14 protein-coding genes are annotated in these 17,056 nt (G+C 67.9%); 11 read left to right on the top strand and 3 right to left on the bottom strand.

From position 1 onward, the window contains the following. The first annotated feature begins 34 nt into the window (after positions 1 to 34). Positions 35 to 1,822, top strand: coding sequence for a 4-oxocyclohex-2-ene-1-carboxylate 5-dehydrogenase (chcC2, locus tag ACFFIO_RS06705; protein WP_378040821.1), 1,788 nt, complete (start codon positions 35 to 37; stop codon positions 1,820 to 1,822). A gap of 8 nt (positions 1,823 to 1,830) precedes the next feature. Next, positions 1,831 to 2,613 carry a cis-4-hydroxycyclohexanecarboxylate dehydrogenase gene (gene chcB2, locus ACFFIO_RS06710; protein ID WP_378040822.1) on the top strand — a complete coding sequence of 261 codons (783 nt, stop codon included), beginning with the start codon at positions 1,831 to 1,833 and terminating at the stop codon, positions 2,611 to 2,613. Between the two features lie 18 nt (positions 2,614 to 2,631). On the opposite strand, the gene ACFFIO_RS06715 is transcribed toward chcB2, so the two are convergent. Genes ACFFIO_RS06715 through ACFFIO_RS06725 form a run of 3 tightly spaced genes read right to left on the bottom strand, consistent with a single transcriptional unit; the run spans position 2,632 to position 5,019 of the window. Further along, the gene (locus tag ACFFIO_RS06715) at positions 2,632 to 3,354 is read right to left on the bottom strand and encodes a FadR/GntR family transcriptional regulator (RefSeq protein WP_378040823.1); all 723 of its coding nucleotides are present in this window, start codon (positions 3,352 to 3,354) and stop codon (positions 2,632 to 2,634) included. A gap of 58 nt (positions 3,355 to 3,412) precedes the next feature. After that, the gene (locus tag ACFFIO_RS06720) at positions 3,413 to 3,832 is read right to left on the bottom strand and encodes a Zn-ribbon domain-containing OB-fold protein (protein WP_378040824.1); all 420 of its coding nucleotides are present in this window, start codon (positions 3,830 to 3,832) and stop codon (positions 3,413 to 3,415) included. Next, positions 3,832 to 5,019: a thiolase family protein gene (locus ACFFIO_RS06725; protein WP_378040825.1), complete on the bottom strand. Its 1,188-nt coding sequence runs from the start codon at positions 5,017 to 5,019 to the stop codon at positions 3,832 to 3,834. The genes ACFFIO_RS06720 and ACFFIO_RS06725 overlap by 1 nt, the downstream gene beginning before the upstream one ends. Before the next feature lie 110 nt (positions 5,020 to 5,129). On the opposite strand from ACFFIO_RS06725, the gene ACFFIO_RS06730 reads away from it, so the two are divergent. The 9 genes from ACFFIO_RS06730 to ACFFIO_RS06770 all read left to right on the top strand — a co-directional run bounded on the left by ACFFIO_RS06730 (position 5,130) and on the right by ACFFIO_RS06770 (position 17,033). Beyond that, complete coding sequence (locus ACFFIO_RS06730; protein WP_378040826.1) at positions 5,130 to 7,364, top strand: acetate--CoA ligase family protein; 2,235 nt, start codon at positions 5,130 to 5,132, stop codon at positions 7,362 to 7,364. After that, positions 7,349 to 7,837, top strand: coding sequence for a MaoC/PaaZ C-terminal domain-containing protein (locus tag ACFFIO_RS06735; protein ID WP_378040827.1), 489 nt, complete (start codon positions 7,349 to 7,351; stop codon positions 7,835 to 7,837). Before ACFFIO_RS06730 ends, ACFFIO_RS06735 begins: the two co-directional genes overlap by 16 nt. After that, complete coding sequence (locus ACFFIO_RS06740; RefSeq protein ID WP_378040828.1) at positions 7,834 to 8,991, top strand: acyl-CoA dehydrogenase family protein; 1,158 nt, start codon at positions 7,834 to 7,836, stop codon at positions 8,989 to 8,991. Before ACFFIO_RS06735 ends, ACFFIO_RS06740 begins: the two co-directional genes overlap by 4 nt. Before the next feature lie 51 nt (positions 8,992 to 9,042). After that, positions 9,043 to 10,239, top strand: a complete 1,197-nt coding sequence (locus ACFFIO_RS06745) for a C4-dicarboxylate TRAP transporter substrate-binding protein (protein WP_378040891.1) — start codon at positions 9,043 to 9,045, stop codon at positions 10,237 to 10,239. After that, positions 10,236 to 12,365, top strand: coding sequence for a TRAP transporter large permease subunit (locus ACFFIO_RS06750; protein WP_378040829.1), 2,130 nt, complete (start codon positions 10,236 to 10,238; stop codon positions 12,363 to 12,365). Before ACFFIO_RS06745 ends, ACFFIO_RS06750 begins: the two co-directional genes overlap by 4 nt. After that, on the top strand, positions 12,365 to 13,498 hold the full coding sequence (locus ACFFIO_RS06755; protein WP_378040830.1) for a CaiB/BaiF CoA transferase family protein: 1,134 nt from the start codon (positions 12,365 to 12,367) through the stop codon (positions 13,496 to 13,498). Before ACFFIO_RS06750 ends, ACFFIO_RS06755 begins: the two co-directional genes overlap by 1 nt. After that, positions 13,495 to 14,697 carry an MFS transporter gene (locus ACFFIO_RS06760; protein WP_378040831.1) on the top strand — a complete coding sequence of 401 codons (1,203 nt, stop codon included), beginning with the start codon at positions 13,495 to 13,497 and terminating at the stop codon, positions 14,695 to 14,697. Before ACFFIO_RS06755 ends, ACFFIO_RS06760 begins: the two co-directional genes overlap by 4 nt. Before the next feature lie 63 nt (positions 14,698 to 14,760). Further along, entirely contained in the window at positions 14,761 to 15,516 is a 756-nt protein-coding gene (locus ACFFIO_RS06765) for a nitroreductase (RefSeq protein ID WP_378040832.1), read from the top strand. Positions 15,517 to 15,623: 107 nt separating this feature from the next. After that, positions 15,624 to 17,033: an aldehyde dehydrogenase family protein gene (locus tag ACFFIO_RS06770; RefSeq protein ID WP_378040833.1), complete on the top strand. Its 1,410-nt coding sequence runs from the start codon at positions 15,624 to 15,626 to the stop codon at positions 17,031 to 17,033. Positions 17,034 to 17,056 lie beyond the last annotated feature (23 nt).

Below are 17,056 nucleotides of genomic sequence, written 5' to 3' on the forward strand. Positions count from 1 at the left end.
CCCCGATTTTCTGACGATCTCAAGGAGACGAACGATGACTGAGAACACCCCCGCCCCTACCGCTGGGGCCGGTGCCGCCCGCGGGACCGTGCACAAGTGTGATGTGTTGGTGGTCGGCTCCGGCGCCGCCGGCATGGCCACCGCCCTACGGGCCGCCCATGACGGGCTGAACGTGATCGTGGCGGAGAAGTCCCCGCACTTCGGGGGCACCACGGCCCTGTCCGCGGGCTGGTCCTGGGTGCCGGGCAACCCGAAGGGCGCCGCCGCCACGGGCGACACCCGGGCCGAGGCGGAGGAGTATCTCCAGGAGCTGTCCGGCGACTTCTACAACGAGGAGGGCGTGGCCGGCTTCCTGGACACCGTGCCGGAGGCCATTGACTTCTTCGAGGACAACACCTCGGTGGTGTTCTCCTACCCGGAGAAGGCCCCTGACTACCAGATGGACCTGCCGGGAGCTCGGTTGGGAGGGCGCGCGATCCTGCCCTCGGACGCGGACATCCGCATGCTCGGGGCCCGGCGCAAGGAGCTGCAGCCCTACCTGAGCTCCTACACGGTGTTCGGGTATATGCCGCAGGTGGGCCCGGACATGGCCACCATCCTCAAGGCCAACCAGTCCGTGAAGGCCTTCACCTACACCGCCTCCAAGCTGCTGCGCACCTGGGTGGACACCGCCCTGTTCCAGCAGCCGCTCAAGCGCACCAACGGATCCGCGCTGATGACCCGCATGGTGTCCTCCGCGCTGGAGGCCGGGGTGCGGGTGTGGACCTCGACTCCGGTGCGGGAGCTGGTGACCAATAGCGACGGCGCCGTCACCGGTGCGGTCCTGTCCGGCACGCATGCCGGTACCGTGCAGGCACGCCTCGGCGTGGTGCTGGCCGGTGGCGGCTTCTCCGGGGACGAGGAGCTGCGCCGCCAGTACTTCCCGCATGATGCCCACGGCGGGGAGCACTTTACCCCGACCCAGGGCCACGACGGCTCCTCGGCGCGGATGGCAATGGCGGTCGGCGGGCGGATCAACGCAGACGTGTCCTCCCCGGGCTCCTGGGCCCCGGTGACGGTGTTCAAGAACCTGGTCACCCGCACCCAGCGGCTCTTCCCGCACCTGCGCCAGATCGGCCTGCCCGGCATGATCACCGTGGACAAGCACGGCAAGCGCTTCGGCAACGAGGCGCTGAGCTACCACGACTTCGGCCGGCAGATGCTGGACCACATGAAGGACGAGGAGTCGGTCTACGCGTGGATCGTGGGCGATGAGAAGCTGATGCGCAAGTACGGGATCGGCTTCGCCAAGCCCACGCCGATCCCGCGCCAGCTGTTCTACGCCGCGGACTACCTGGTCAAGGGTGAGACCGTGGCCGAGCTGGCCGAGAAGATCGGCGTGGACGCCGCCGGTCTGCAGGCCACGATCGACCGGTTCAACCGGGACGCCGTGGCCGGCGAGGACACCGAGTTCGGCCGCGGGTCCACCGCCTACAACCACTTCCGCGGGGACATGGACCACAAGCCGAACCCGAACCTGGCGACCCTGGACAAGGCCCCGTACTACGCCGCGAAGGTGCGGATGGGAGACCTGGGCTCGTTCGCCGGGATCGACGTGGACTCCCGCCACGCGGTGATCCGTGAGGACGGGAAGCGGATCCCGGGCCTGTACTCCGTGGGCGCCGCCGCCGTGTCCGTGTTCGGTGGCGGATACCCGGGCTACGGCTCGCACATCGGGCCGGCATTGGTCTTCGGTTACCGCATGGGCCGGGACATCGCCGAGCTCGCCGCCGAGTCCGGATCCGCTGATGCCCTGGAGCGGGCCATGGAGGTTAAGGCTTGAGCCTTGGCGTGGCCCTTTCTCCGTTCGCCGGCCGCACCGCTGTCATCACCGGTGCGGCCGGCGGTATCGGCGCGGCCACCGCGCGGATGATGGCCGCGCGCGGGGCCACCGTGGTGATCGGCGATGTGGATCCGCGGGCCGAGGACGTGGTGGCGGAGATTGAGGCTGCGGGCGGCCGTGCGCTGTCTGTGCGCTGCGACGTGACCGACGAGGACTCCGTGGCGGCGCTGATGGATGTGGCGGCGAAATTCGGTGGCTCTGCTGGCGGATCCGGCAGTGTGGACGTGCTGGTGGCCAACGCCGGCATCGCCGAGCGCAAGGGACCTTTGCACGAGCTGGACCTGGATCATTGGCGCACGGTGCTGGACATCGACCTGACCGGGGTGGCCCTGTCCATGAAGCACGCGCTGCGTCACATGGCTGCTGCCGACGACGGGCGGGGGAGCGGCGCGGTGGTGGCCGTGTCCTCGATCATCGGTCTCGTCGGCCAGGCTGGCTCCGGGCCGTACTCCGCGGCGAAAGCCGGGGTCGCCAATCTGGTCCGCTCTGCGGGGTTGGGCTATGCGCCGACCGGGATCCGCGTCAACGCAGTGGCCCCCGGCTACGTGGAGACCCCGCTGACCGCCAAACTGGACGAGTCGGTCCGCTCGCAGATGACCGCCCGCCAGCCGATCGGCCGTCTCGGCACTCCCGAGGAGGTCGCCGAGGTCATCTGCTTCCTGGCCTCCGACGCCGCCAGCTTCGTCACCGGTGCCGTGTGGTCCGTGGACGGCGGCTATGTGGCTCAGTAGGACTGGCGTTCGGTGTCCCTAGCCGAAGGTGCCGGCAAGGATGCGGCGCTGGAGCACGTCCAGGTGCTTCGCGAGCGCGTCCTTGGCTGCTTCAGGATCGCGGTCTCGGAGGGCCTGGACCATCTTCGTGCGGTTCTCATGGGTCTCGGGGCCGCCAGTGGGGCCGGCCTTGAGGTGGAAGTGCCGGGTGATCTCCAGCAGCGGTCCCATGAGTGTCTCCGCCACCCCGTTGTGGGCCATGCTGGTCAGCTTCTGGTGGAAATCGATGTGCAGGGTCAGCCGGTCCTCCCACTCGGGAACGTCCGTCTCGGCCCTGTTGGAGGCGTCGGCAACAGCGGCCAGCTCCTCGATTTCCTCGCCCGTGGCCAGCTCGCACGCCTGGTCGACGACGTAATTCTCGAGGACCAGGCGGACGTCGATGAGCTCCTTGATGTCGAACTGCTTCAGGGACATCCCGTCCAGGAGGTTCTGGGACAGGGCCGTGGCATTCGAGGCGGTGAGGAAGGCCCCGCCGGTGGCGCCCTTCTTCAGCGTGACAAGTCCGGAGACCTCGAGCATCCTGATCGCCTCGCGGACGGTGTTCCGACTGACGCCCATCTGCTCGGCCAGCTCGCGTTCGCTCGGGAGCTTCTGCCCGGGCTTGAGCTCGTTCGATTGGATGCGGCCGCGGATCTGCTCGATGATGTCGTCGACGGCGCGCCGGGGTCGGACACTCGCGAACGGCTGGGATGGAGGGCTCACGGGCTGCTTTCCTCGGTGCTGGCCGGTCTGGCCAGCCGGTGTCACGGTCTGCATGGCATCAGCTGGTCAAGGGCCGGGCGGCGAAGGCCATGTTGTCCGTGTATCGTAACGCGACGATTTCCACCTGACTGTCCAGGGGGGTCTCCACGGGACCCAGGAATGCCGTGGCCAGCCGTGGCCCGTCCTCGAGGTCGACGATCGCGACCTGATAGGGCGTGAAGGCCTTGAACGCCTCGGGCGCGGCATGCACGGAGGTGACGGAATACAGCCTCCCCCGTCCTGACAGCTCCACCCACTCGACATCGCGGTTCCAGGTGGCCGGGTCGAAGTCCCTGGGCGGGAACGTGGGGACGCCGTCGGAGCCGAACCGGGTGGTGATGAACCGGCCCTCGGCCAGAGCCTCCCAGAAGCGGGTGGTGAAGGGCGTCTTCCGGGGCGGGTATGGGTGCGGGCGATCGATTTCGACGGTGTTGATCATCAGGAGACCCTTTCGAGGATGTGGACCAGTGCAGCGTTGTAGTTGCCGAGTTCGGCCGTGGCCAATCCGATGGCCGCGTCCTCGACCTGGCGATCCCCAGCGCCGTGCATGAGTTGCTCGCAGGCCTCCAGCAGGTTGTAGAGCGGGGTGACATAGGCGGGATGACCACGGGAGGTCAGTCCGCCGGAGGTGGAGAGGGGGATGTCCCCGCCCAGGGAGGTGCGGCCCTCCGCGGCGAACCGTGCGCCGGCTCCACGGGGTGCGAAGCCGAGGGCCTCACTGACGAGGACCTCCACGATGGTGCAGGGCGCGTACAGCTCGGCGAAGTCCACGTCGGACGGACGAAGCCCTGCCTCTTCGAAGGCCTGGCCACCGGCCTTCTGGGCTGCGTTCAAGGCGATCATGTCGTTGGGTGTCGCCGTGATCTGGTGGGCGCCCTCGTGATGGAAGCCGGTGCCGCGCACCACCACATAGGGCCGCCCACTGGCGCGGGCGACCTCCTCGTCGGCCAGCACCAGGCACACCGCCCCGTCGCTGCGCGGGGGTACCTCGAAGAGCCCCAGGGGGTGCACGATGGTGGGCTGGTCCAGGACCTCTTCCAGGGTGGTTGGCTTGCGGTACTGGGCCAGAGGATTCAGCGTGGCGTGGTGGCGGTTCTTCACGGCCACCGTGGCAACGTCCTCGCGAGTCGCCCCGAAGTCGTGGAGGTAGCGCATCATGTCCATGGCGTACCAGGCGATGGGTGTGATGCCGAAGGGCGCCTGGAAATCCACGTCACCCACGGCCCGCATGGAGCTCATCATGTGCTCGCCGGAGGAGATGGCTGTCTCGTAGTTCACGCCCAGCGCCAGGGCCACCTTGGCGCGGCCCGTGCGGATGTTGTCGGCCGCGTGCTCGAAGGCGAAGCCACCGGTCATCCCGTTACCGAGGACCTCGGCCACGAACCCGTCGCACGGGAGCTGCAGATAGCTGGCCATGAAGGTCGCGAAGTATTTCTGCTGCGTGTAGGGGCGGGGCTGGGCAAAGCTCAGCCCGCCGATCTCCGACTTGTCCACCTGGGCCATCTCGACTGCCCGGAGGACGACGTCGGCCATGACCTCGTGTTCCAGGGAGCCGATGTCCGACCCCTTGGGTTGGAGGCGGCCCACAGGAGTTGCCGCATAACCGATGACTGCCACTCTGCCCATGTCGTGCTCCTCTTGGCGGTTGCGAATCGAGGCGCTTGGAAAGCCCCTTGACGTGATGTGAGACTACAGTCACACTGGCAATGGATCAACCTTTGAAATTCAGGAGTGACATGACTCACCACCGTCCCTTGTATGGGCGTGAAGACCTGCGCAGGCTCATCGAGCCCCAGACCATCGCGGTCGTCGGCGCCTCCGCCACCGAGGGCAGCTTCGGGCGCCGCACCCTCGAGAACCTCGCGCATTTCGGCGGCACCGTCTATGGCATCAACCCCAAGTACGACGACATCCTCGGGTATCGGACCTTTCCGACGCTGTCCGATCTGCCGGAGACCCCGGACTGTGTGATCGTCGGGGTCGGGCAGAAGCTCGCTGAGACCGTCATCAAGGAGGCCGCTGACCTCGGCATCGGCGGGGCGGTCATCTATGCCTCCGGCTACCGGGAGACCGGTGATGCCGACGGCGAGGCGGCTCAGCAACGCCTGCTGGACACGGCCCGATCGGCTGGGTTGCGACTCGCGGGGCCCAATTGCGTGGGCCTCGTGAACGCCAACAGCCGGGCCGGCATGAACTTCATGACCGACTGTGGAGAGATGATCCAGGGGGAGGCCGGCCGCATCTCCCTGGTGTCCCAGAGTGGCGCGCTGGGCTACGCCCTGTTGCAGGGGCTGCACCGCGGAGTGTCCTTCAGCAAGTTCCTCGCCTGCGGCAACTCCGTGGACATCGACGTCGCCGACTACGTGTCCTACCTCGCGGAGGACCCGGAGACCTCGACCATCGTGTGCCTGCTGGAGGGCATCGCGGACGGCGGCCGGTTCATCGAGGCGATCCGCAAGGCCCGCCGCGCCGGCAAACCGGTGATCGTCTACAAGTCCGCCAACAGTGCGGCCAGCAGCAAAGCGGCCCTGTCCCACACCGGCACCCTCGCCGGGTCGGCGGACGCCTACCGTGCCGCCTTCCAGCGTGCGGGCGCGGTCCTCGTCGAGGACTTCGAGGCCCTCATGGAGGTCGCCGCCTTCTTCGACCGGAACACCGAGGGCCCCACCGGTCACGGCGTCGGCATCATGGCCACCTCCGGCGGGGCTGGCGTGATCTGTGCGGACAAGGCCGAGGAGAACGGCCTGCCCCTGCCACCCCTCGGGGAGGCGACCACGGAGGTGCTGCGTGACGTGGTCCCCGGCTTCGGATCGCTGGCCAACCCGGCCGACCTGACCGCGGAGGTGCTCAAGAACGTCGAGACCTTCAAGACAAGCCTCACCGCCTTCTGCGACGACCCGGCCTTCGGCGCCGTCGTGGTGCCACTGACTTTCGTCCACGAGAAGACCACCGGCATCCGGGCCCGGTACCTGGCCGAAGTGGCCGGGCAGTCCAGCACGCCTCTCGCCGCCGTCTGGATGAACGAATGGCTGGAAGGCCCCGGAAGCCGGGACCTGGACAGCGACGAGTCGGTGACGATCTTCCGATCACCGGCACGGTGCATGTGGACCATCAGGCAGTGGATGGACTGGCATGCCCGGACCGACTGGGACGCCGAGGACCTGACCGACCAGGGCACTGCCGGCCAGCACCCCGCAGCGGACCTGCTGGCCACCCACGCTGCGGGGACCACAGCGCTGACGGAGTCGGCAGCCAAGGAGATCGTTGCCCGCTATGGCATCGAGGTTCCGTCAGAACAGGTGGTCGCCGGCCCCGATCAGGCCGTTGCCGCCGCCGAGTCCATGGGCTTTCCCGTGGTCGTCAAGGTGGTCTCCCCGGACATCCTCCACAAATCGGAGGTCGGCGGTGTGCGGGTCAACCTCCGGACCGCCGAAGAGGTCCGCGGAGCCGTCACCGGCATGCGGGAACGGCTGGCGAAGGACGCGCCAGGGGCCAGGATCGAGGGCTACAGCGTGCAGCAGATGGCCGGCGACGGGCCGGAGATCCTCCTCGGCGCCCGCTTCGACCCGGTCTTCGGCCCTCTGGTCCTGCTGGGTTCGGGCGGAACCTGGGTCGAGATCCTCAAGGACGTGAAGGTCCACCTCACGCCGATCGACCACCAGGCCGCAGCGGAGGCCGTGGCCGGGATGACCCTCGCCAGGGTCTTCGACGGTGCCCGCGGCGAGGCGCCCTATGACGTCGACGCCATCGCCGATTGCATCGTGGCGTTCTCCCGACTGGTCCGTGACCTCGACGGTCACGCCACGGAGGTCGAGCTGAACCCCGTACGCATCACCCGGGACCGCGGCCCCGTTGCGGTCGACGCACTCATCGTCCTCGCGGAGGACCGCGAGGACACCACCGGCGCCACGGACGGTGCGCTGCCGGCCGGGCAAGAACAGGAAGGGAACGTCCAATGGGCAAGTGTGTAGAGGACTTCACCGTCGGGGAAATCCAGGAGAGCCAGGCGAAGACGGTGACCGAGACCGACGTCGTCGTCTATTCGTGGATCTCCGGAGACTTCAACCCCATGCACACGGACGCGGAGTATGCGGCGCGTTCCCCCCTGGGCCAGCGCATCGCCCACGGCACCCTCGGGATGTCGATCGTGACCGGGCTCAGCGCTCGCATGGGGGATTTCGACGGAACGGCCATCGCGGCCCTGGGCGTGGAGGATTGGAAGTTCCTCGCCCCGATCTTCATCGGTGACACGGTGCGGCTGCGCACCACCATCCAGGACGCCCGGGCCACCTCGAAGCCCGACCGCGGCGTGGTGACCCGGCTGATGGAGCTGGTGAACCAGGACAACACGGTGGTCCAGCGGGGGGTCATGAAGACCATGGCCTACACCCGTGCGGGCCTCGAGACAGCAACGAACACCCACGATTCACAGGAGAAGTCATGAAGTCATTGGTCAACACCACCGGTCTGAACGAAGACCAGAAGATGGTTCGTGAGGCCGTCCTCGAGATCCTCGAGTCCACCCTTCCCAAGGAGGAGATCCGGCGCATCGACGAGGCCAAGGAGTTCCCGGAGGCCGCGTATCAGGCGCTGGCGGAGAGCGGATTCCTCGGCCTGTTCTTCGAGGAGGAGTACGGGGGCGCCGGCGGCTCCTACAAGGACATCACCAATTTCATGGAGACCCTGGGGTACCACTACGCGGGCATCGGTCAGGCCGTCATGATCACCTCCGTCTACGCCGGCGGCCACGTGGCCAAGTTCGGCAGCGACGAGCTCAAGAAGCGCATCCTCCCCGGCGTCATCGACGGTTCCGTCAAACTGGCGCTGGCCATGTCCGAGCCGGGCACCGGATCCGACGTGGCCGGTCTCTCGACCAAGGCCGTCAAGCAAGACGGCGGCTATGTTCTCAACGGAACCAAGGTGTGGATCTCCGGCGCGCACGTGGCCGACTACATCGTGGTGATCGCCAAGACCGACCCGGACGCCGAACGGCACCAGGGCCTGAGCACGTTCCTGGTGGACGTCAAGAGCCCCGGCGTCACCATCAATCCCCTGAAGATGTTGGGCCGGCGGACCACCCACGCCAACGAGGTGGTCTTCGAGAACGTCGTCGTTCCCGAGGAGAACCGCATCGGAGAAGAGGGCAAGACCTGGAAGAACCTCATGAAGTGCCTGGCCGGAGAGCGACTCGGCCTGGCCGCCATCGCGGCCGGTAACTGCTACCGCGTGACGGAGGACGCCCGGGAGTATGCGCAGCAGCGCGTGCAGTTCGACCAGCCGATCTCCTCGTTCCAGGTCATCCAGCACAAACTGGTGGATATGTGGCTCCTGGCCGAGCAGTCGCGTCAGGCCACGTATCGGGTCGCCGAGCTGCTCGACGCCGGCGAGCTGGCCATCGAGGAGACCTCGGCGGCCAAGATCATCGCCACGGAGAACAACTTCAAGGTCTCGGACATCGGCCTGCAGGTCTACGGCGGTTCCGGTTACGCCATGGAATACGACATGCAGATGTACTTCCGTGACTCCCGCGTCGGCCCGATCGGCGGCGGTACCAATGAAATCCAGCGGAACGTCCTCGCCAAGAGGATGGGTCTCTGACCTATGGAGCCGGGCCGAAAGGCCCGCCCGTGTCAAGGAAGCGTGAGCACGATGACAACTCATGGACAGAAACGGCCCGGAAGACGCCTGCGGGCCCTGGCCGGTGCAGCGGTCGCACTCATGGCGGGCACCCTCGCCGGCTGCGGAGCGACCCCATCGGGGACGGCCTATTCGGAGGAAAGCCCTCTGGTGCTGCGCTACGCGGACTACTCCAGCGCCACCTCGAGCGGCCCGTTCCAGGCCTTCGCGGACCAGGTGACCGAGGAATCCGACGGGCGGATCGACTTCAAGCAGTACTGGGGCGGCAGCCTGCTCGGTACGGCGGACATGCCGGCCGGCATCCGCGGGGGCGTGGCCGACCTGGGCATGTTCACCGCGACCTACTACGGCAGCGAGTTCCCGTTGACGGAGTGGATCAGCTCGTTGGGCAGCGTCTCCTCCACGGAGTACCCGGACGGGATCCTGCAGGCCAACGCCGCCCAGGCGGACTTCGCCATGAACTCGGAGGCGGTGAACGAGCAGTTCGAGGACCGCGGCATCAAGCTGCTCTTCTCCTCCCACTCGATCACCAAGTACGACATCATCTGCACGTCGCCGGTGGAATCGCTGGCCGATGCGAAGGGCAAGCGCGTCCGCAGCGGCGGCGCCCTCTGGGACCGTGAGCTGGAGGCCGCCGGGATGATCCCGGTGAACGTCGCCATCACGGAGACCTATGAGGGGCTGCAGCGCGGCGTGATCGACTGTGCCCTGGCCTCGCCCAAGACGGTCACGGCCTACAGCCTGTGGGACGTGGCCAAGTACTACACGGAGATCCCGCTGTCCGGGATCAACGCCCAGTACGCGGTCATGAACAAGGACCAGTGGGAGGCCCTGGAACCCGAGGATCAGCAGATCGTGTGGGACGCCGGCTACACCTGGTGGCTCGAATACCTCAAGTACGAGGGGCTCGGGCTCGAGGAGAAGCTCCGCACCGAGGGGGTCGAGGACGAGGGCGTGACCTTCCTCCAAGGCGAGGAGGACCTCGTCGGGGCCATCGAGGACCAGCAGGAGAAGGTCATCGACCAGATGCCGGCCGACGCGCCTGAGTCCGTGGAGGACCCGGAGGCAGTGATCGACGAGTACGTCTCCACCATGGACACCTGGCTCGAGCGTGTGCAGGGCATGGACCTGGGCACACCTGAGGACATCAACCTCTCCGAATACGAGGAGACGGCCAAGAGCGAACTGTGGGATAGGAACCGGCCATGACCCCCAACGGTGTTACCGAACAGCAGTCCCGGCCCCGGGACGAGGCGAACTCCTTCCCGGTCGGGGCCGAGGCCCCACCACAGGCCGACGGCGACCTGGTGGTCCTTCCCCCGGCGGCAAACGAGCCGGACGGTACGGGGACGACCTGGCTGACCCGGGTGGCCCACCTGATCAGCAAGATCGGCGGCCAGGTGGCCGGGGTGCTGACCATGGTCCTGTGCCTGCTGATCGGGGCTGACGTGGTGATGCGGCTGCTCCACCAGCCGATCACGGGCGTCCTGGAGTTGACGCAGTATGTGCTGATGCCGCTGCTGGTGTTCCTCTCGCTGGCCTTCGCGCAGTCCATCGGCGAGCACATCCGGGCGACCATCCTGGTGGACCGGCTCAGTCCCAGGGACGCCATCATCGCGAACCTGACGGCCCAGGCGATCAGCCTGGTGGCCACGGTCACCCTGGCGATCGCCGCCGTGGCCAGCGCCGCCTTCGCCACGGAGATCCGCCTGGAGGCCCTGGGCGCCGTGGAGATCCCGGTGTGGCCCGTCAAGATCATGGTCGCCGCCGGGCTGATCCTGCTGGCGGTGCAGATCGTGGCCACCATGGTGGACATGGTCGTGGCCGGCCGGGTCGACCCCGAGTCGGTGCTGGTGGAGCGCCACGTCTCCACCGAGCTGAAGAGCGCGGAGAATATCGAAGCCCCCACCGCCGGCGTCGCGAGCCGGCGCCTGATGATCGGTGCCGTGGTGGTGATGGTGGTCCTGCTGGCCCTGATCCTGTTCGGCCCGGTCGGGGACCTGACCATCGGCATCATGGTGATCGCCCTGTCCATCGTGCTGATGCTGGCGGGCATCCCCATCGGTTTCGCCATCCTGATCCCCGCGGCCGTGGGCCTGTGGCGGATGTCCGGGTTCAGCGCGGTGATGGTGAGCTTCGAGGACATCCCCTTCGACACCACCGCCAGCTGGAGCCTGAGCGTCATCCCCATGTTCATCCTGATGGGCACCGTGATGGGCCGCTTCAACCTGACCTCACGGCTGTTCGAGGCCGCCAAGGCCTGGATGGGCGGGCTGCCGGGCGGCCTGGCGATCTCCACCAACTTCGCCGGCGCCGGCCTGGCCGCGGCCAGCGGCAGCTCGATGGCCATCACCTACTCCCTGGGCCGGGTGGCCATCCCGGAGATGCTCAAGGCAGGTTACAAGCCCAAGCTGGCCACCGGGTCCGTGGCGATGTCCGGCACCCTGGGCATGCTCATCCCGCCCAGCGTGGTGCTGGTGGTCTACGCCAGCACGGCGGGCACAGCAGTTGGTCCGCAGCTGACGGCGGCCGTGCTGCCAGGCGTGGTCCTGGCCGTCGCCTTCTCCGTGGTGATCCTGCTGTGGTCCCTGGCGGACAAGAACCTCGCACCGAAGTCCGCCGCGGGCAGCGTCTCCTGGGGCGAACGGTTCCGGACCCTGCCCGGCGTGATCCCCATGACCGTCATCATCCTGGCCATCATCGGCGGCATGTTCTCCGGCCTGTTCACGCCCACCGAGGCGGGTGCGGTGGGCGCCATCCTCGCCATCGTGATGGGCTGGGCCTTCAGCAAGGACCGCAGCTGGAAGACCTTCTGGCCGCGCATGATCGACTCGCTCAAGGAGACCGTGGCCGGCGTGGCCCCGATCTTCCTGCTGCTGATCGGCGTCCACGTGCTCACCCGCGTGGTGGCGCTGTCCGGCCTGGCCGAGGCGCTCGCCACCTGGGTGCAGTCCATCGGGCTGACCCGGACCATGCTGCTGTTGCTGCTGATCCCCGTGTTCATCCTGATGGGCATGTTCATGGACAGCCTGGCCATGATCCTGCTGACCGTCCCGGTCCTCGCCCCGGTGCTGACCGCACTGGATGTGGACCTGATCTGGTTCGGCATCTTCATGGTCATCCTGGTGGAGCTGGGCATGGTCACCCCGCCGATCGGCATCCTCAGCTACATCGTCCACCGCGTGTCCCAGAATCCCGAGGTGAACGGCGGCACGAAGGTCGACCTGGTCGAAGTGTTCAAGGGCACCGGGCCCTTCCTGGTGGCGGGGATCGCGATGCTGGTGTTCATCATCTTCGTCCCGGAGTTCGTCCTACTCGGGGCAGGGGGCGCCTGATGTCCGATCAGCCTGACGAGGAGCCGCAGCAGCGGGGTCCGCTGGCCGGAATCCGGGTCCTGGAGGTCATGGCCCTGGGCCCGGTGGCGCTGGCCGGGACCATGCTGGCGGACCTGGGCGCCGACGTCGTGCTGGTGGCACGCCCCGGCTGGCTGGAGAGCCAGGGCAACCGGCTGGACGGCACCCGGAGGGGCCGCCGGGTCATCGAGCTGGACCTGAAGAACGACGACGGCCGCCTCGCCTTCCTGGAGGCGGCCGCGGGGGCCGACGTGGTGCTGGAGGGGTTCCGGCCTGGTGTGTTGGAACGCCTCGGGCTCGGGCCGGAGGAGCTGCTGGCACGCAACCCGCGGCTGGTGCTGGGCCGCATGACCGGGTGGGGCCAGGACGGTCCCCGCAGCCAGAGCGCGGGCCATGACATCAATTACCTGTCCCTGACCGGCCATCTGGCTGCCATCACCGGCTCCGACGCCCAGCCGGCCGTCCCGCTGAACCTCGTGGGGGACTACGGCGGGGGCACCATGTTCCTGATGACAGGAGTTCTCTCCGCCCTCCTCGAGCGTTCCGTCTCGGGCCGGGGCCAGGTGGTGGACGCCGCCATGGTGGACGGTGCCTCGATGCTCGGTCAGTGGGTCTGGGCCATGCGCGGTGTGGGCCGCTGGACGGATCAGCCGAGGTCCAACATGCTCGACGGCGGCCGGCCCTGGTATGACGTCTACCGCACCCGGGACGGGCGGCACATGGCCGTCGGCGCCCTGGAGCCGGCCTTCTACCCTCAGCTGCTGACCGGGCTCGGACTGGACGGCACCGTGCCCGAGCGCACCGCGCCGGACCGCGACGACCCGACCACCTGGCCGCGCTTGCGCGAACTGTTCACGGAACGGTTTGTCCAGTACGACCAGGCCCATTGGACGGACATCTTCAGCGGCACCGACGCCTGCGTCACGCCGGTCCTGACCTACGCGGAGGCCGAACGGGACGAGCACCTGGGCAGCCGGGGCACGCTTCTCGAGGTGGACGGGGTGGTGCAGCCCGCGCCGGCTCCCCGGTTCTCCCGCACCCCGGCGCCGGCGCCGGACAGCCCGCCGACCACGCCCAGTCCGGTGGATGGACTCTGGGCACGGCACCGTCCATGACCGTACACGTCCCTACGGCCACCCCGTGGCCGGCGCAGCGCATGGCCGCCTCGCTGTTCCTGGTGCTCGGCACGGACATGTTCATCGTCTCGCCCCTGCTGCCGCAGATCAGCCAGACGTTCGAGGTCAGCAGCGGTGAGGCCTCCGTGGTCGGGTGGAGCTTCTCCCTCGTCTACGCCCTGCTCAGCCCTGCCGTCGCGCTGATCACCAACCGGTTCACGCGGCGCTCGGCCATGTGGGTCGGCGCGGCCGTGTTCAGCGTGGGCGCGCTGGGTGTCGCCGTGCTGCCCACGCTGGGGCTGGTGGTCGTCGGCCGCGTCGTGGCCGCAGTCGGGGCGTCGATCATGGGTCCGCCGGTCTGGTCCTTCGTGACCGAGACGGCCGCCCCGCACGAGGTCGGCAAGGCCGTGGCAAGCGTGGCCTCGACGTTCGCGGCCGGCCAGATCGTGGGGGTTCCCCTGGGCAGCCTGGTCGCTTCCTTCGCGTCCTGGCGCTGGGCCTTCCTCGGCACCGGCCTGCTGGCGGCGGGGCTCGCGGTACTCATCGGCCTGCGACTTGGCCAGGAGGTCCGCGTCCCGGAGAAGGTCCGTCTGCGGGTGGCCCTCGCGGATTCGCTGGGGCTCTGGCGCCGGCCGAACATGAGCTTCCTGGTGACGGCGAACTTCTTCGCGCAGGCCACCCGATATGCCACCTACACCTTCGCCGGGGTTCTGTTGTTCACCCGCTTCGGGTTGGACACCGCCCAACTTGGCCTGGTCGGGACTGCCGTCGGGGTGGGATCCCTGATTGGCTCCGTCGTCGGTGGGCGGCTCGTGGACTGGATCCACGCCCGGGGCGGTTCCCAACCCCTGTTGAACCTCATCTACGCCGGCCTCATGACTGTCTTCATCGTGTTCGCCACCGCGGCAGGGAACATCTGGTTGTCCCTGATCGGCTGGGTGGTGACCTTCGCCGCCGGGGCTGCCTTCGTCAGCAACGGCCAGGAGATGCTGACCCGTTCCGCCGGCAAGAACCGGGCCTACGCCTTGTCCTGGAACAACGCGGCCCTCTACGCCGGCATGGCCGCCGGCACGTTCCTGTTGGGTCTGGTCTCCTTGGGCGAGACCCCGTTCGTCATCATTGCCGCCTCCTTCGGCGTCCTGTCCGTGCTGGCCAGCCTGCTGTTGTGGCGGCGGACGGATGCCGCTAAGGCTGCCTGAACCATGTGATGACCCGTTTTGAGAACCCGTTGAGATGACCCGTCGATTAGTGGAGCTGACACCATGACATCCGAAACCACCGCCGCAACCACTGCCGCCATCGATTCCGCTTCGCCAGCCGGGAAGGCTGGCGCCGAGGGGGCCACCGATCCGGCTGGCGAACTGGAACGGCTGCTCGCGTCCCGACACAGCTGCCGGTCCTTCACCGCCGAGATCGTGGACCGTCACATCCTCGAACGCGTCCTGGAGATGGCCCAGCGCACCGCCACGTGGTGCAACGCGCAACCGTGGACGTCCTACGTCCTGTCCGGTGAGACCCTGGAGCGTACCCGTGAGGCCCTGACCGCACACGTCACCGGGGGAGCGGGCAAGGAACCGGACCTGCTGGACCCGGAGACCTACACCGGGGAACGGCTGGCCCGACGCCGGCAGGCCGGGTTCGCCCTGTACGGCGCCTTGGGCATCGGCCGGGAGGACCGCGAGGCTCGCGGACGGCAGCACCTGGAGAACTTTCGGTTCTTCGGCGCCCCCCACGTGGTGGTGGTGACCCTGGCCGCCGAGCTGCGGGAGTACGGAGCCGTGGACATCGGTGCCTACATCGCCACGTTGCTGCTGGCCGCCGAGTCGTTGGGTCTGGCCTCCATCCCCCAGGCGGCGCCGGCGTTGTATTCGCCGGCGCTGCGAGACGCGCTGGGGATCCCGGCCGATGAGCGGATCGTGGCCACCGTGGCGCTGGGCTATGAGGACACCGAGGCGGCGGCCAATGCCTTCCGGGTGCCGCGGGCCGGGCTGGAGGAGAACGTGCGGTTCCTGGACTGAGCTGTGCACTGGGGCGGCAGACGCGATGGCAGGAACATCAACAGAGATCAGACAGACCAGGCCGAACATGCAGGACACACAGATCGGACAGTAGGAAAGGAAACCCTATGCAGGCAGCACCCATGATTCTGGACGGGCGGCCAATGGAGACCGCGGACACGTTCGAGGTCTTCAACCCGGCGACCGACGAGCTCGTGGCGCAGGCACCGGCCTGCTCGCCCGAGCAGCTGGACCGAATGGTCCGCGGGGCCGATGAGGCGTTCACCTCCTGGCGCCGGGACGAGTCCGCGCGCCGCGAGCTGTTGCGGAAGGCCGCCGATGCTCTGGAATCCCACGCCGAGAGGCTGGGGGCCATCATGACGGCCGAACAGGGAAAGCCCCTGCCGGACTCCGTCGGCGAGGTCACCCGGACCGCTGGGTGGTTCCGGTACTACGCGGACCTGGAGGTCGACTCGGTGCAACAGAGGACCGTGGACGGCGTCTTCCTCGAGGTCACCCGTCAGCCGCTGGGCGTCGTGGCCGGGATCGTGCCCTGGAACATGCCGGTCCTGCTGATCGGGTGGAAGGCTGCGCCCGCTCTACTGGCCGGTAATACCATCATCATCAAGCCGTCTCCCTTCACCCCCCTCACGGCGTTGGCCGTGGGGGAGATCTTCGCGGAGGTCTTCCCTCCGAACGTCTTCAGCGTCGCCTCGGGCCCCGATCCGCTGGGCAGCCAGTTGTCCGCCCATCCGCTGGTCCGCAAGGTGAGTTTCACGGGCTCCATCGAGACCGGAAAGCGGGTGGCCGCCAGCGCCTCGGAGGATCTGAAGCGCATCACCCTGGAACTCGGCGGAAACGATGCCGCGATCGTCCTGGACGACGTGGAGCCGGAGCGTTTCGCCAGCGACCTGTTCTGGGCCGCCTTCAAGAACAACGGTCAGCTGTGCTCGCTGATCAAACGGCTGTACGTGCCCCGAGCCCGGGTGCAGGACTTCGCCGAGGCCATCGCCACCGTTGCCCGTACCGCCCGCGTAGGTGACGGTGCCCTTGAGGGGACCCAGATCGGTCCGCTGGCCACCCGGCCCCAGTGGGAGAAGATCAAGGAGTTCGCGGACACCGCCATCGCCCAAGGGGCCGTGGCCGTGACCGGTGGGAAGCCGATGGAGGGCCCCGGGAACTTCTTCGAGCCGACGGTTCTGATCAACGTCACTGACGGTGACCGCATCGTGGATGAGGAGCAGTTCGGCCCGATCATGCCGATCATCGGCCATGACGGGGACGAAGACGCTCTTCGCCGGGCCAACGCCGGCAACTACGGACTGGGCGGCTCGGTCTGGTCTGAGGACATCGATCGCGCCCTGGACCTGGCCCGTCGATTCGAGGCAGGCCAGACGGCGGTGAACCATCACAGCCGGGGCATCCGACCTGATATGCCCTTCGGCGGTTTCAAGTGGAGCGGAATCGGCGTGGAGAACGGTGCGTGGGGTTATGAGGCCTATACGCAGTTGCACGCCGTCAACGCGCCCGCGAAGTAGCCCATCGCGTCCTCTCACCCCGA

The organism is Citricoccus parietis (genome assembly GCF_042433045.1).
GTDB classification, from domain to species: Bacteria; Actinomycetota; Actinomycetes; order Actinomycetales; family Micrococcaceae; genus Citricoccus; species Citricoccus parietis.

Coding starts and splice junctions, on each gene's coding strand:
- chcC2 (WP_378040821.1), top strand. CDS start 35: ATGACTGAGAACACCCCCGCCCCTACCGCTGGGGCCGGTGCCGCCCGC.
- ACFFIO_RS06720 (WP_378040824.1), bottom strand. CDS start 3,832: ATGATCAACACCGTCGAAATCGATCGCCCGCACCCATACCCGCCCCGG.
- ACFFIO_RS06725 (WP_378040825.1), bottom strand. CDS start 5,019: ATGGGCAGAGTGGCAGTCATCGGTTATGCGGCAACTCCTGTGGGCCGC.
- ACFFIO_RS06730 (WP_378040826.1), top strand. CDS start 5,130: ATGACTCACCACCGTCCCTTGTATGGGCGTGAAGACCTGCGCAGGCTC.
- ACFFIO_RS06735 (WP_378040827.1), top strand. CDS start 7,349: ATGGGCAAGTGTGTAGAGGACTTCACCGTCGGGGAAATCCAGGAGAGC.
- ACFFIO_RS06740 (WP_378040828.1), top strand. CDS start 7,834: ATGAAGTCATTGGTCAACACCACCGGTCTGAACGAAGACCAGAAGATG.
- ACFFIO_RS06745 (WP_378040891.1), top strand. CDS start 9,043: ATGACAACTCATGGACAGAAACGGCCCGGAAGACGCCTGCGGGCCCTG.
- ACFFIO_RS06750 (WP_378040829.1), top strand. CDS start 10,236: ATGACCCCCAACGGTGTTACCGAACAGCAGTCCCGGCCCCGGGACGAG.
- ACFFIO_RS06755 (WP_378040830.1), top strand. CDS start 12,365: ATGTCCGATCAGCCTGACGAGGAGCCGCAGCAGCGGGGTCCGCTGGCC.
- ACFFIO_RS06760 (WP_378040831.1), top strand. CDS start 13,495: ATGACCGTACACGTCCCTACGGCCACCCCGTGGCCGGCGCAGCGCATG.
- ACFFIO_RS06765 (WP_378040832.1), top strand. CDS start 14,761: ATGACATCCGAAACCACCGCCGCAACCACTGCCGCCATCGATTCCGCT.
- ACFFIO_RS06770 (WP_378040833.1), top strand. CDS start 15,624: ATGCAGGCAGCACCCATGATTCTGGACGGGCGGCCAATGGAGACCGCG.